This is a genomic window from Pseudomonas sp. AC193, assembly GCF_979258075.1.
Genome location: NZ_OZ409832.1, coordinates 4,901,604 through 4,914,415, shown reverse-complemented (window position 1 = coordinate 4,914,415; position 12,812 = coordinate 4,901,604). Strand labels below are relative to the sequence as shown.

Genomic DNA, 12,812 nt, shown 5'->3' with positions numbered 1-12,812 from the left:
GGTGATTACTCCTACATAGAAGTTTTCCCTGTCCACGTAAGGTTTCAGGCATGTGTTCGGCATGGCGTCGAGCACCGTATTAGAGCCTGGCGTTATGCCGGGCTCGCTTATTTGATATGAGCCTGGAATAACAATGAAAAAACCAATTTTTAAAAGGAGTGCGTTGGCAACGTGCACTTCTTCGTTGATTTTACTGTCGGCCATGCTGGGTTCTTCGGGCGCAGTAGCCCATGGTTATGTAGAGGTGCCGCCATCGCGCGCGTTGCTGTGCCAGAAGGGTGTAAACACCGGTTGTGGTGGTGCGCAATACGAACCACAAAGTGTTGGCGAAACCTTTCAGGGTTTTCCGGCCGGTGTGGGTGGTGGCACGGGCCAAGGGCCGGTTGATGGCAGGATCGCTAGCGGTGGCAATGAACTGTTCACTGCTCTGGACGTGCAGTCCGCCACACGCTGGCAGCTGACCGACATCAAAGAGCGCACGCTGGATTTCCAGTGGCATTACGAAGCGCCACACCCGGTGGAAAAACACCAATATTTCATTACCCGTAACGGCTGGAACCCGAATGAAGCGTTGAAACGCACTTCGTTCGAGAGCACGCCTTTTTGCGAGGTCGCGGGTGATTTTCAGATGCCTGTGCCAGGCACCAGGCATCGCTGCAGTATCCCGGAAGACAAAAACGGTCAGCACGTGATCCTCGCGATCTGGGGCGTCAGTGATACCAAAATGGCCTTCCACAATGTCCTCGACGTAAACATCATTGCCGAGCCGTCCCTGCCAGGTGGCTGGTCGTCCGTCGGCGTCATCGCGCCATCGACGCCGCTGCTGGCTGGTGACAAGGTCAAGGCCCGCGCCTTCACCGCGACGGGCGAAAGTGCTTCCTACAGCGTCGAAATCTCGATCGACAACGCCGAAGACGCCGAGCCACAAAACTGGTCGTTCAAACTCGCCGAGCAGATCAACAAGACCCACACCCTGATCCGCGCCGGCGTTCGTGATGAAAACGGCAACATCGAAGCGATTCGCGGCAGCAACACGCTGTACGCACAAAAAGACAGCGGCGTTGTCCGCTACGAAGTGCAACTGCTGATGAAAGAAGACGCCGCCGCGCGTCTGTCGGTGGCCTCGCAACAAGCCGAATACGTGCTCGACAAAGGCAAAACCAAAGTCGATTTCAGCCTGATGTCCAATCGCAAAATGAACGTCGAAGCCAACCTGTTCAACGAGCAGAACAAGCTGGTCGGCACCACCACCGCGCAAGCGGACAGCGGTGCAACCTGGCTGGCCATGGACATTCGCAGCAACCCCGGCCCGCACACGCTGACCCTGGTTGGCACCACGCTGGATGGCCGCACCACCCGTCAAGACACCCAGCCTGTCAACGTGACCGGTGAAGGCGCCGGTGCCGATTACGACTTCCTGTTCCCGGAAGGTCTCAGCGACTACACCGCCGGCACCAAGGTGCTGCAGCCGAAAACCAACGAGGTCTTCGAGTGCAAGCCGTTCCCGGCATCCGGCTATTGCAAGCAGTACAAGCCTGAGGCGAACGGTTTCGAACCGGGCGTCGGCGAGCACTCGCATGCGGCGTGGAACAAGCTCTAAGGCTCGTCCCGTGTAATTGCGTCAGACGACCACCGAGGTCGTCTGACCGCTGATGATTTTCAGGGGCGATTCGAATGACGCTTTCAATTTATTCCAAGCAACAAATGCTGCTGCACTGGGTGTCGGCCGCGGTAATTCTGTGGACGCTGGTCACCGGGTTTTATGTGGCCAACGTCAATGTGAGCAATGACACCAAACAGTGGGTGGCCGGGGTCAACGTGTCGCTGACCACGCTGTTCATCCCGGTGTTCTGCTGGCGGCTGGTGGTGTTTGTCAGCCACCTGCGACACGAGCGCATGGCGCAGTTTTCCTCGGCAAAAATGCTCGCGATGTTTGTCCATCGGCTGATCTATTTGCTGGTGGCAGTGGTGCTGGTGAGCGGCGTGCTGATGATGGATCGACCGATCCCTGTGTTCGGCCTGTTCGAATTCCCGCAGCCGCTGAGCGATGTGGCGCTGACGGACGGCTTTTTCGTGCTGCACATCTGGGCCTGCACCGCGTTGGCAGTGCTGGTAGCGATGCACATTGGCGCGGTGATTCTGCACGAGCTGCGCGGTTACCGCGTGCTGCGACGCATGTCGTGGCGCTCGCGCGTTCGCCAGACCTGTGGGCGTATCGGATGAACCGCCGGTGAGATTTTTTTTGCTGTTGGGACTGTGGGCGCTGCCGTTCGCCTGTGCAGCGTTTCTCGCTTGGCAGGAGTGGGCGTTTCGCAGTGCGCAACGTCTTCCAGCACCGGTCGCTGTGCCGATGCCCACGGCACCTGCACCTTTGAACACCGCCGCAGTGGCAACGGTGTTCGGGCTCGCCGCGCCCAGCGCACTTCGACCAAGCGCCGAATCGCTGACCCTGCAAGCGACGTTCGCCGTCGACAGTGGCCTGTCGAAAGCCCTGATAAGCGCTGCGCAAGGTGCGCGGTTATATCGGGTCGGCGACGACTTGCCGGGCGGCAGCGTATTGCGTCGAGTCGAGGCACAACACGTTGTGCTGTGGAACAAGGGGCGGGAGGAATCATTGCTTCTCGCGCCCTCTGCCAGCGTATTCCTCAAGCGCTCGCCCGCGTCCGTCGATGCACCCGCCGCTGACATTTCCGCACGTTTTCTACGCCCGCTGAACGGGCAGTCAGAGTGATCTCATTGATGAACAACTTGAACGGCGCGCACGCTCTGCGCACCTTGTTGGTTTGCGCCGTGCTGGCGACGCCGCTCCTCAATCGCCCTGCATACGCCGAGGAACAGCGCTGGCAGTTGGCGATGAATCAGGCCGAACTGCGCGACATCGTCGAAGAGATCTCGGCGATCCTCGGCACCACCGTCGTGCTCGACCCGCGTGTGTCGGGACGCGTCACCGTCATGTCCCGTCAGGCGCTGGATCGTGAGGGCGTGCGGCGCTTGTTCTACTCGGTGCTGGACGCGCACAACTTTACCGTGATCGATGAGGGCGACCGCATCCTCATCACTCCCGTGGCAGACGTGAAAACCCGCGCCGGTCAATCGGCCAGTGAGCGCGCCACCCCCGCGCAATTCATCACCCAAGTCATCGAACTGAACACCAGCAGCGCTGCCGATCTGTCTGCGCTGATTCGCCCGTTGGTGTCGGCCAACGGCTACCTCGGCCCGTCCGTTTCGGCCAATGCCTTGGTGATCACCGACACCGGCGCCAACGTCAAACGCATCGCCCAGGTGGTGCGCCAACTCGACGGCGGTCAGCAAGATCAGCACGCTGTGGTACCGCTGCGTTTTGCCCAGGCCAGCGACGTCGCCACGGTGATCGAATCCTCGCTGGGCAAGCGCAATGCCGACTCGCTGATTCAAGTGCTGGCCGACGTCAGAACCAATCGCTTGATCGTCATCGGCCCGCTCGCCGTGCGCCAGCGTTTGACCGAGCTGATTCGCCAACTCGACGTGCCGGCCACCGCCAGTCTCGACACCGCGCGGGTCATCCGTTTGCGCCACAGCGATGCCAAGCAACTCGCGCAGGTGCTGGAAAGCATGGGACAGAATCGCAAACAACCCACAGCTGGCAGCGGCAAAGAAGCGTCCGCCGCGACGCCGTTCATGCTCAAGGCCGACGAAAGCCAGAATGCGCTGGTGCTGATCGCCGAACCGGCTCAGGTCAGAACCATCGAGAACATCGTCCGCGAGCTCGATCAGCCGCGTGCGCAAGTGCTGATCCACGCCGCCATTGTCGAAATCTCCGGCGACATCGCCGATGCCGTGGGCGTGCAGTGGGGCTTGAGTACGGGCGACGCGAAGGGCTTTATCAACTTCCCCGGCACCGACATTCCCATCGTCGGTGGCTTGAAGTTCGATGAGAAAAATCGGCGCCCGACGGCGCGATTCTGCAGTTGGGCGGCGACCGTTTCGGCGCGTTGATTTCGGCGCTGGCGAGCAATACGCGGAGCAATCTGCTGTCCACGCCGAGCCTGCTGACCCTGGACAATCAGCAAGCGGAAATCATCGTCGGGCAGAACGTGCCGTTCAAGACCGGCTCCTACTCGACCAACAGCAGCGGGGCGGATAACCCGTTCACCACGGTCGAACGCAAAGACGTCGGCATCAGCCTGAAGATCAAACCCTACATCAATGAAGGCTCGACCCTGCGTCTGGAAGTCGAGCAGGAAGTCTCGGACATCGCGCCTTCGGTGTCGGGCATCGATTCCTCGGATCTGATCACCAACAAGCGCGCGCTGAAAAGCACGATTCTCGCCGACGACGGCGAAATCATCGTGATTGGCGGGCTGATCCGCGACAGCGTGCGCACGCAGAAAAGCGGTGTGCCGTTGCTGCGCGACATTCCCTATCTCGGCGCGCTGTTTCGCTGGAGTCGCGACACCCAGACCAAAAGCAATCTGATGGTGTTTCTGCGCCCGACCATCGTGCGCAGCCGCGAAGATCTCTCCGGGATCAGTCAGCAGCGCTACAACACCTTGCGTGACCTCAGTCAGCCCAAGGCCGGGGAGAGCAACTCGCTGTTGCTGCCGGCCGAGGCGCGGCATTTGTTTGAGCCCGCGACGGTGGCGCCATGAGTGCTCCGCTGGAAATCCTGCCGTTCGGTTTCGCCCGGCGGTTTGGCGTGCTGCTGGACGCTGCGGGTTCCCGTCTGCTCATTCGTGCCGACACGTCGCTGACCGCGCTGGCCGAAGTGCGTCGCTTATGTGCTCGCGAACTGTCAATCGCGGTGCTTGAGCCAGAACCTTTTGCCGCGCGTCTGGCGGCCACTTATCGCGAAGGTCAGAGCGCCGCGCAACAGGTCGCGCAAGGGCTGGACGATGAACTGGATCTGCTCAGCCTCGCCGAGCAGGTGCCGCAAACCGCCGACCTGCTCGAGCAACAGGGCGATGCGCCGGTGATCCGCCTGATCAACGCACTGCTCAGCGAAGCGGTGCGCGCGCAGGCTTCGGACGTCCATCTGGAAACCTTCGAGCAATACCTGTCGGTGCGCATGCGCGTCGACGGCCAGTTGCGTGAGATGCTCAGGCCCAGACGCGAACTGGCGACGTTGCTGGTGTCGCGGATCAAAGTCATGGCGCGGCTCGACATCGCCGAAAAACGTGTGCCGCAGGACGGCCGGATTGCCTTGCGTCTGGCCGGGCACGAAGTCGATGTGCGCGTCTCGACACTGCCGTCGGCGCATGGCGAACGGGTGGTGCTGCGCTTGCTCGACAAGCAGGCCGGACGCCTCGAACTGCAACGTCTAGGCATGCCGGACGACACCCTCGCCAGCCTGCAAAACCTGCTCGCCAGACCTCACGGGATTTTACTGGTGACCGGGCCGACCGGTTCCGGCAAAACCACCAGTCTGTATGCGGCGTTGAGCAGCCTGAACGATCCGTCACGCAACATTCTCACGGTCGAGGATCCGATCGAATATCACCTGCCGGGGATCGGCCAGATGCCGGTCAATGCGAAAGTCGAGATGACCTTCGCGCGGGGCTTGCGCGCCATTCTGCGGCAGGATCCGGACGTGGTGATGGTCGGTGAAATCCGTGATCGCGAGACCGCGCAAATTGCTGTGCAGGCTTCGTTGACCGGGCATCTAGTGCTGTCGACGTTGCACACCAACAGCGCGGTCGGCGCGGTGACGCGGCTGGTCGACATGGGCGTGGACGCTTACTTGCTGGCCTCGTCGCTGGTCGGCGTGCTCGCGCAGCGTTTGTTGCGCACGTTGTGTGTGCATTGCAAGACGCCGTACTTCGCTGACGCCGAGACTCGCCTGCGTCTGAATTTGCAACCCACGCAGACCGTGGCGTTGTTTCGGCCGCAGGGCTGTGAGCATTGCCAACACGGTTATCGCGGACGCATCGGCATCTATGAATTGATCAGCATCAGCGAACCGGTGGCAGCGCTGATTCATCGAGGTGCCAGCGAGCGCGAACTGATCGACGCCACGCGCAAGGATTCGCGCAGTCTGTTTGAGGCGGGTCGGCAACGCGTGCTCGACGGCGTCACCAGCGTCGATGAGTGGCTGCGCGTGACGCAGGAGGACTGAGCGATGCCGACTTTCGATTACCGCGCTGACAACGCGCAAGGCCATCGCTGCCGAGGCCGGCTCGAAGCCGAAAATCCAAGGCACGCGCGGCAGCTGTTGCGAGAGCGAGGACTGTGGCCGTTTCAACTCAAGGAACTGCGCGGTGAACAGGGTGCGAGGCGTGCCGGTTGCTTGAGCGCTGCCGATCTGGCGTTGCTGACGTTGCAGCTGTCGACGCTGGTGCAGGCCGGTTTGCCGCTGGAAGAAGCGCTGGAAGTGGTCGCCCGACAAACCAGCAAACGGCGCGTTGCCGGATTGTTGTGGGCGGTGCGTGGCCGAGTCATGGAAGGCCATGCGCTGGCCGTCGCGTTAAGCCAGTTTCCTGCGGCATTTCCCGAATTGTTCCGCGCCACGGTGGCGGCGGGTGAGCGCTCGGGCCATCTCGGTCATGTGCTGGAGCAACTGGCCGCTTACACCCAGGCGCGGCAGGCGTCGCGACAAAAGATTCAGATGGCGCTGATCTATCCGTCGATTCTGATGTTCGCCAGCGTGGCCATCGTCGGTTTTCTGCTCGGCTACGTGGTGCCGGACGTGGTGAACATTTTCGTCGACAGCGGCCAGCCGTTGCCGTTACTGACCCGCGCATTGATCAGCCTCAGCGACGGTGTACGTCAGTTCGGTCTGGTGTTTCTTGGCGGCGCGCTGGCGCTGTTTAGTGGCTGGCGCTGGAGTTTGCGTCAACCGCTCTGGCGACTGCGCTGGCATGCGCTGGCATTGAATATTCCGCTGATCGGCACGCTTCTGCGCGCCATGGAGGCAGCGCGATTCGCCAGCACTCTGGCGATCCTCGGCAAGAGCGCCGTGCCCTTGGTCGATGCACTGGAAATCGCCGCCGCCGTCATCGGCAATCAGACCATCCGCGCACGCATGAGTGAGGTCGCCCGCTCGGTGCGCGAAGGCTCGACGCTGACCCGCAGCCTGGAACGCAGTGGCGATATCCCGCCGATGATGCTGCACATGATCGCCAGCGGTGAACGTGCCGGCGAGCTCGACGCCATGCTCGCCCGCGCCGCCGAACAACAGGAAGCCAGCCTCGCTGCGCGCATCGCCTTGATGGTGAGTTTGTTCGAGCCGGCGATGCTGCTGGTGATGGGCGCGGTGGTGTTGCTGATCGTCCTCGCCATCCTCCTTCCGATCCTCAGTCTCAACCAATTGGTGAATTGATCCATGGCTCTTTTGCACAGAAAAACAGTGACCGCGCAGCGCGGTTTCACCCTGATCGAAATCATGGTCGTGGTGGTGATCATCGGCATCCTCGGCGCGATTGTTGTGCCGCAATTCATGAGCCGGCCGGATCAGGCGAAAACCACCGCGGCGAAGATCGACATCCAGGCGATCGCCACGGCGCTGGAGATGTATCGCCTCGACAACGCGCGGTATCCGACCACGCAGCAGGGGCTGGAAGCGTTGGTGAAACGCCCGAGCGGCACCCCGGCGGCGCGCAACTGGAATCCTGCGGGATATCTGAAAAGTCTGGCGCGCGATCCGTGGGGCACGCCGTATCAATACCTCAACCCCGGCACCCGTGCGGTGGGCGGCGGTTACGACTTGTATTCGCTGGGCTCCGATGGCATCAGCGGCGGTGACGGCCACGCAGCGGATATCGGCAACTGGGCCATCGATTGATGCGCCAGCGCTGCCGGGGTTTCACCTTGCTGGAATTGATGGTGGTCATGGTGCTGATCGGCGTGCTGCTGGGTTTGGTCAGCCTGGTGGGCGGCAGCAATCCGGCGCAAGTGGCGCGGCAGGAGGCGAGCCGGATTGCACGGGTGATCGAGCAATTTCGCGAACGGGCGGTGCTGGAAGGACGAGAGTTTGGTGTGGGTTTTAGCCTGGAGGGCTATTGCATTCTGCAGCTTGGCGAGCGGGGTTGGTCGCCTTTAATGGCTTTGCAAACATGGCCGCCGGAGCTGCAGCCGCGACTTGCCGTGGAGGGCCTGCCGGTGCGTTTGGCGAGCAGCGCAGATAGGCCGCAATTGTTGATTCTGAGCAGCGATGAAATCAGTGCGTTTACTTTGTTTTTAGTCACTCACGAGCGGGTTTGGGCGGGTCTGTCTTCGGACGGTTTGAGTGAGGTCTCGCTTGATGAGTGACCGACTGCTGATCAAGCGCATGCGAGGTTTCACGCTGCTGGAAGTCATGGTTGCGCTGACGGTTTTCGCCGTACTCGCAGCAGCGATTCTTTCGGCAAGCCGTTACGTGGTGCAGCAGAGTGGTGCGGCTGAGCAACGGTTGTTTGCCGCGTGGCTGGCGGATAACCATTTGAACGAATTGCGCCTGCAAAACACGTGGGTCGCCGGACAACAGCAACAGATCGTGCACATGGATCGCCGCGAATGGCGGTTACGTCAGCATCTGCGCGAGGTCGATGTATCGGGGCTGTTCACGGTGGAACTGGAAATCAGTCTCGCCGACAGCGATCAACCGTTGTATCGCACGACTGCACGGTTGCAGGGCCGCCATGAATAGCCAGCGCGGATTCACCTTGCTGGAACTGGTGATCGCGATGGCGATTTTCGCCGTACTCGGTCTCGCCAGTTGGCGCCTGTTCGATAGCGTGGTGCGCGTGCAACAGGCGACGGCGAGTCATGAGCGCGCTTTCAGAAGTCTGCAACGCGCGGTGGCGGTGATCGAGCGCGATCTGCTGCACATCACCGAGCAGCCACTGGTCTTGAACGCCGGGCAACTGAGCGTGCAGCGCAGCAACTGGCGCAATCCACTGGATCAACCGCGCAGCGAACGTCAGGAGCTGACGTATCGCTTGCTCGGCGACGTGTTGTGGCGCGAGAGCCGTGCCGAGGGCTCGCTGACCGTGCAGCGGCAGAAGTTGCTGGAGGAAGTCGTCGATCTGCGCTGGCGGCTGCTTGATGATTCTGCGATGGAGTTTCAGCTCTCGACCCGACGCTATGAAGGCATTCGCCGGGTGCTGCTGTTGCCGGGAGCCTTGCCATGAAACACCGGCAACAGGGACTGGCGTTGATCAGTGTGATGCTGGTGTTGAGCCTCGCTTTGCTGATCACCAGCGGCCTATTGCGCAGTCATCGACTGGCCTTGCAGAGCAGCGCGCAACAGCTGCAAACCTTGCATTTGCGTCAGTGGGCGATGGAAGGGGAAATCTGGGCGCTACGGCGTTTGCACAAGGCTTTTGTGGAGCAGCAGAACCACGCCGAGATGCTCCGCGACTGGCCGCAAATCACTCCTGAACTGGGCAGCGAAGACGCGCAAGTCGAGGTGCAGATAGAAGACCTGTCGGCGCGTTTCAATCTCAATGCATTGCTGCATCAGGGGCAGATTGATGTGGTGACGCTTGAGCGCTGGGCGCGGTTGCTCGAATTGCTGGAGTTGCCCGCGTTGCGACCTGATCAGGTCGGGTATTTATCAGAGTTGAGCCAATTAAGACTGCTGCCGGGTTTCGATGCGGCAACGTTACTGCGTCTGGAACAGTGGGTAGCGCTGCTGCCCACGGATGCGACGCTGAATATCAATTCGGCACCGGCATTGTTGCTGCGGGTACTTGAGATCGAACCGGACATAGCTGACGCCCTCGTTCACCAGCGTTCGACAACCTCATGGCACAGCGTTCAAGGCTTCAGCGTCGATCCATTAATCGCTGATGCTGGAATCAATACCCATGGACTCGGCGTCGACAGTCGCTGGCATCGCATCAGCGTGCGCGTGGTGCAAGACCAGCACATGCTGACGCTGAGCACTGACGTCGAGTTCGTCGAAAAATCCGCCCAACTGAAAATCCTGCAACGCCGCTTACTTCCCTCCCGCGGCCTCGAGATAACGCAATGAAAAACTGGCTTTACCTGACCGCCGAAGGGTTTGCAGACCTGTCGACTGACTGGCCGTGTTGCCTGTGGTCGCACACCGGCGAACGTCAATCGATACCGCTGCATCAAGCCGCACAAGTACTGCGCGGACAAAAAATCGACCTGCTGCTGCCCATCGAATCCTGCAGTTGGCTGCGCAGCGAACCTTGGCCCGGGCGCCGTGCGCCCGCCGCGCAGGCGCTGGCATTTGCTGTGGAAGAGCAGCTCGGCGAAGCGCTCGATACTGTGCATCTGAGCATTGGCAAAGCGGACGCCGAGCGACGTTATCCGCTGATGGTCATCGCTCGTGAGCGCCTGGCCGCGGTGTTGTCGCTGCTCGGTGAAAGTGGTCTGCAAGTGCGCTCGGTGTTTGTCGATGCCGACTTGTTGCCCAGGGATCAGCCGATCGGCACCCGCTGGTTCGGACGCTGGTTGCTGGGCGGGGCGTTGCCGGCGCGGCTCGCAGTGACGGAGGAAGGTTTGGTCGCGCTGAACGGCGTGTTGCCCGAGGACATGGTTTGGGTCGATGAGCCGGATGAACAGGCATTGCTGGCAGAAGGTTTTCGACAAGCGATCAATCTGCGCCATGGCGAGTTTGCGCCACGGCATTCGCCGTTGCCGTGGCGTTCTCTGGCGGCGGTGCTGCTGACCTTTTTGTTGCTGGGCGTAGGCGCCAGCGAAACGCGGTTCCGTTTCCTTGACGGTGAAACCCGGCGTCTCGCCGAGCACAATGCACAGCGCTTCAAAACGCTGTATCCACAACACGGGCAAATCGTCGATCTGACCGCGCAGATGCGGGCGATTCAGAGTTTGCCAGCGCAGTCTCGCAACACTCAGGTTGCGGCGCTGGTCAGGTTGATCGAGCAGGTGATTGGCGCGAGTCAGGTTGAGGTCAAACGCATCGATTTTGCCGAGGTCGATGGCTGGAAAGTGCAACTGACGGCCAATAGTTTTGCCGAGCTTGAGCAGTTGCGTGAACGCGGGCGTCAGCAAGGTCTGGCGATCAAGATTGATGGCGCGAGCAAGATAGGCGATCGGGTGACGGCGACGCTGACGTGGGAGGCGGGCGTATGAAGTCTGATGGTTACGTTCAGCGTTGGCGGCGTTTGTCGCGCCGTGAGCGTGGGCTGATCCTGCTGCTGATGGCGGGGTTGCCGGGTGGTGCGGTGTTCTCGTGGTTGTGGCAACCGAGCGTGGAACGGCTGGAAGCGCTCGAGCGCCAACATCGTCAGCAACAGGCTTTTGCAATTCAATTGGATCGCGCCCAACCACCAAGCAGTTCGGCGTTCGACGCGACTCATCCGTTGTCGTTAAGGATCAGCGAAAGCCTCAACTCGACCGGGCTTGAGGTGCAGCAAATGGACAGCGACAACGAGCAGATTCGCCTGACCCTCAGTGGCCCGCCCGAGCCATTGTTGCTCTGGCTGGACAGGCTTGAACGTGACGGCGTGGTGCTGCAATCGCTGAGCCTGGAGCCGCGCGACAATCTACTGGAAGCGCGGCTACAGCTCAGATAGTCGTGCCGGTCAGGGGCGGCAGCTTCGCCAGTTTCAATGCCACCAGCAGCGCGATCAGCAACAGCGCGCCGATGAACAACCCGATGCCGTTCCAGCCGCCAAGGTGCCAGAACACGCCGCCCGCAGTACCTGCGATGCTCGAGCCGGCGTAGTAGCTGAACAGGTACAACGACGACGCCTGGCCTTTGGCTTTGAGCGCGCGGCGGCCGATCCAGCTGCTGGCCACCGAGTGCGCACCGAAGAAACCGAAAGTGAAAATCAGCATGCCGACAATCACCAGCGGCAACGGCGTGAACAGGGTCAACGCGAGGCCGACGAACATCAGCGCAATGGTCGCCCAGAGCACTTTGCGACGGCCAAGTTTGTCGGCCAGCGAACCGATTTTCGCCGAGCTGTAGATGCCCGACAGGTACACCACCGAGAGCAAACCCACAAAGACTTGATCAAGGTTGTACGGCGCCGCCAGCAAGCGATAACCGATGTAGTTGAACAGCGTGACAAACGCACCCATCAACACGAACGCTTCGAGAAACAGCAGCGGCAAACCGGCATCGCGAAAGTGCATGGTAAAGCCGTCGAGCAGGCTGCGCGGGTGCAGCGAACGTGAACGGAAATTGCGCGACTCCGGAAGAATCTTCCAGAACACCGCTGCGGCAATCATCGCCAGACCGCCGATCACCAGCATCGCCGTGTGCCAGCTGACAAAGTCGATCAACACGCCGGTGATCAAGCGCCCGCTCATCCCGCCAATCGCGTTGCCGCCGATGTACAAACCCATCGCCAGGCCGATGTGCTGCGGGTGAATCTCTTCACTCAGATAAGTCATCGCCACCGCCGCCAGGCCACTCAGCGACAGGCCGATCAGCGCACGCATGATCAGCACGCCTTCCCAACTCGGCATCATTGCACTGGCCATGGTGCAAATCGCTGCGGCGAAAAGCGCAGTCACCATCACCGGTTTGCGCCCGACCCGGTCAGAAATCGGCCCGGTGATCAGCAGGCCGATGGCGAGCATGCCGGTGGCGACCGAGAGGATCAGGCTGCTCTGCGCGGCGTTGATCGAATATTCGTGGGACAGCAGCGGCATCATCGGTTGCACGCAGTACAACAGCGCAAAGGTCGCGAAGCCGCCACTGAACAGCGCCAGCACCGTGCGCATGAACATCGGCGTGCCTTTTTCGATGTAGATCTCTTGCAGCTCGGCGACGACATCGTCGGCCGCAGCAGGCGGAACTTCATGGGCTAGGGGCGCGACAGCAGTTTTCACTTCAGACCTCGGAGGGCACAGCCAGGCAGGCAATGAAAAAATCATATAGCTGGCTAATGTTTCTATCCAATATATTGTTCGAC

The 12,812-nt window shown here is 61.0% G+C and carries 13 protein-coding genes and 1 pseudogene; 13 read left to right on the top strand and 1 reads right to left on the bottom strand.

What is annotated here, in order from left to right; genetic code table 11:
* Nucleotides 1–133: 133 nt before the first annotated feature.
* The 13 genes and pseudogenes from gbpA (at nucleotide 134) to gspM (ending at nucleotide 11,462) form a co-directional block, all read left to right on the top strand.
* Nucleotides 134–1,600 (top strand): N-acetylglucosamine-binding protein GbpA, encoded by a 1,467-nt coding sequence (gene gbpA / locus ACZZ0D_RS22085; RefSeq protein WP_463554297.1) that lies wholly within the window; start codon nucleotides 134–136, stop codon nucleotides 1,598–1,600.
* Nucleotides 1,601–1,674: 74 nt separating this feature from the next.
* Nucleotides 1,675–2,223, top strand: a complete 549-nt coding sequence (locus tag ACZZ0D_RS22080; protein ID WP_463554296.1) for a cytochrome b/b6 domain-containing protein — start codon at nucleotides 1,675–1,677, stop codon at nucleotides 2,221–2,223.
* Between the two features lie 7 nt (nucleotides 2,224–2,230).
* Nucleotides 2,231–2,731, top strand: a complete 501-nt coding sequence (locus ACZZ0D_RS22075; protein WP_256671808.1) for a type II secretion system protein N — start codon at nucleotides 2,231–2,233, stop codon at nucleotides 2,729–2,731.
* Between the two features lie 8 nt (nucleotides 2,732–2,739).
* Nucleotides 2,740–4,628 (top strand): annotated as a pseudogene (gspD, locus tag ACZZ0D_RS22070) (type II secretion system secretin GspD).
* Entirely contained in the window at nucleotides 4,625–6,091 is a 1,467-nt protein-coding gene (gene gspE / locus ACZZ0D_RS22065; protein ID WP_463554295.1) for a type II secretion system ATPase GspE, read from the top strand. Before gspD ends, gspE begins: the two are co-directional and overlap by 4 nt.
* Nucleotides 6,092–6,094: 3 nt before the next feature.
* The gene (gspF, locus tag ACZZ0D_RS22060) at nucleotides 6,095–7,294 is read left to right on the top strand and encodes a type II secretion system inner membrane protein GspF (RefSeq protein ID WP_463554294.1); all 1,200 of its coding nucleotides are present in this window, start codon (nucleotides 6,095–6,097) and stop codon (nucleotides 7,292–7,294) included.
* Between the two features lie 3 nt (nucleotides 7,295–7,297).
* Entirely contained in the window at nucleotides 7,298–7,756 is a 459-nt protein-coding gene (gspG, locus tag ACZZ0D_RS22055; RefSeq protein ID WP_463554293.1) for a type II secretion system major pseudopilin GspG, read from the top strand.
* Nucleotides 7,756–8,223, top strand: a complete 468-nt coding sequence (gspH, locus tag ACZZ0D_RS22050; protein ID WP_463554292.1) for a type II secretion system minor pseudopilin GspH — start codon at nucleotides 7,756–7,758, stop codon at nucleotides 8,221–8,223. Before gspG ends, gspH begins: the two co-directional genes overlap by 1 nt.
* A complete protein-coding gene (gene gspI, locus ACZZ0D_RS22045; protein WP_463554291.1) occupies nucleotides 8,216–8,599 on the top strand; it encodes a type II secretion system minor pseudopilin GspI in 384 nt (127 codons plus the stop codon). The genes gspH and gspI overlap by 8 nt, the downstream gene beginning before the upstream one ends.
* Nucleotides 8,592–9,083: a prepilin-type N-terminal cleavage/methylation domain-containing protein gene (locus ACZZ0D_RS22040; RefSeq protein ID WP_463554290.1), complete on the top strand. Its 492-nt coding sequence runs from the start codon at nucleotides 8,592–8,594 to the stop codon at nucleotides 9,081–9,083. The genes gspI and ACZZ0D_RS22040 overlap by 8 nt, the downstream gene beginning before the upstream one ends.
* Nucleotides 9,080–9,928 (top strand): type II secretion system minor pseudopilin, encoded by an 849-nt coding sequence (locus ACZZ0D_RS22035; protein WP_463554289.1) that lies wholly within the window; start codon nucleotides 9,080–9,082, stop codon nucleotides 9,926–9,928. The genes ACZZ0D_RS22040 and ACZZ0D_RS22035 overlap by 4 nt, the downstream gene beginning before the upstream one ends.
* The gene (gspL, locus tag ACZZ0D_RS22030) at nucleotides 9,925–11,019 is read left to right on the top strand and encodes a type II secretion system protein GspL (RefSeq protein ID WP_463554288.1); all 1,095 of its coding nucleotides are present in this window, start codon (nucleotides 9,925–9,927) and stop codon (nucleotides 11,017–11,019) included. Before ACZZ0D_RS22035 ends, gspL begins: the two co-directional genes overlap by 4 nt.
* The gene (gspM, locus tag ACZZ0D_RS22025) at nucleotides 11,016–11,462 is read left to right on the top strand and encodes a type II secretion system protein GspM (protein WP_463554287.1); all 447 of its coding nucleotides are present in this window, start codon (nucleotides 11,016–11,018) and stop codon (nucleotides 11,460–11,462) included. The genes gspL and gspM overlap by 4 nt, the downstream gene beginning before the upstream one ends.
* Here the strand turns inward: gspM and ACZZ0D_RS22020 are convergent.
* Nucleotides 11,455–12,729 (bottom strand): MFS transporter, encoded by a 1,275-nt coding sequence (locus ACZZ0D_RS22020; protein WP_463554286.1) that lies wholly within the window; start codon nucleotides 12,727–12,729, stop codon nucleotides 11,455–11,457. The genes gspM and ACZZ0D_RS22020 overlap by 8 nt on opposite strands.
* Nucleotides 12,730–12,812 lie beyond the last annotated feature (83 nt).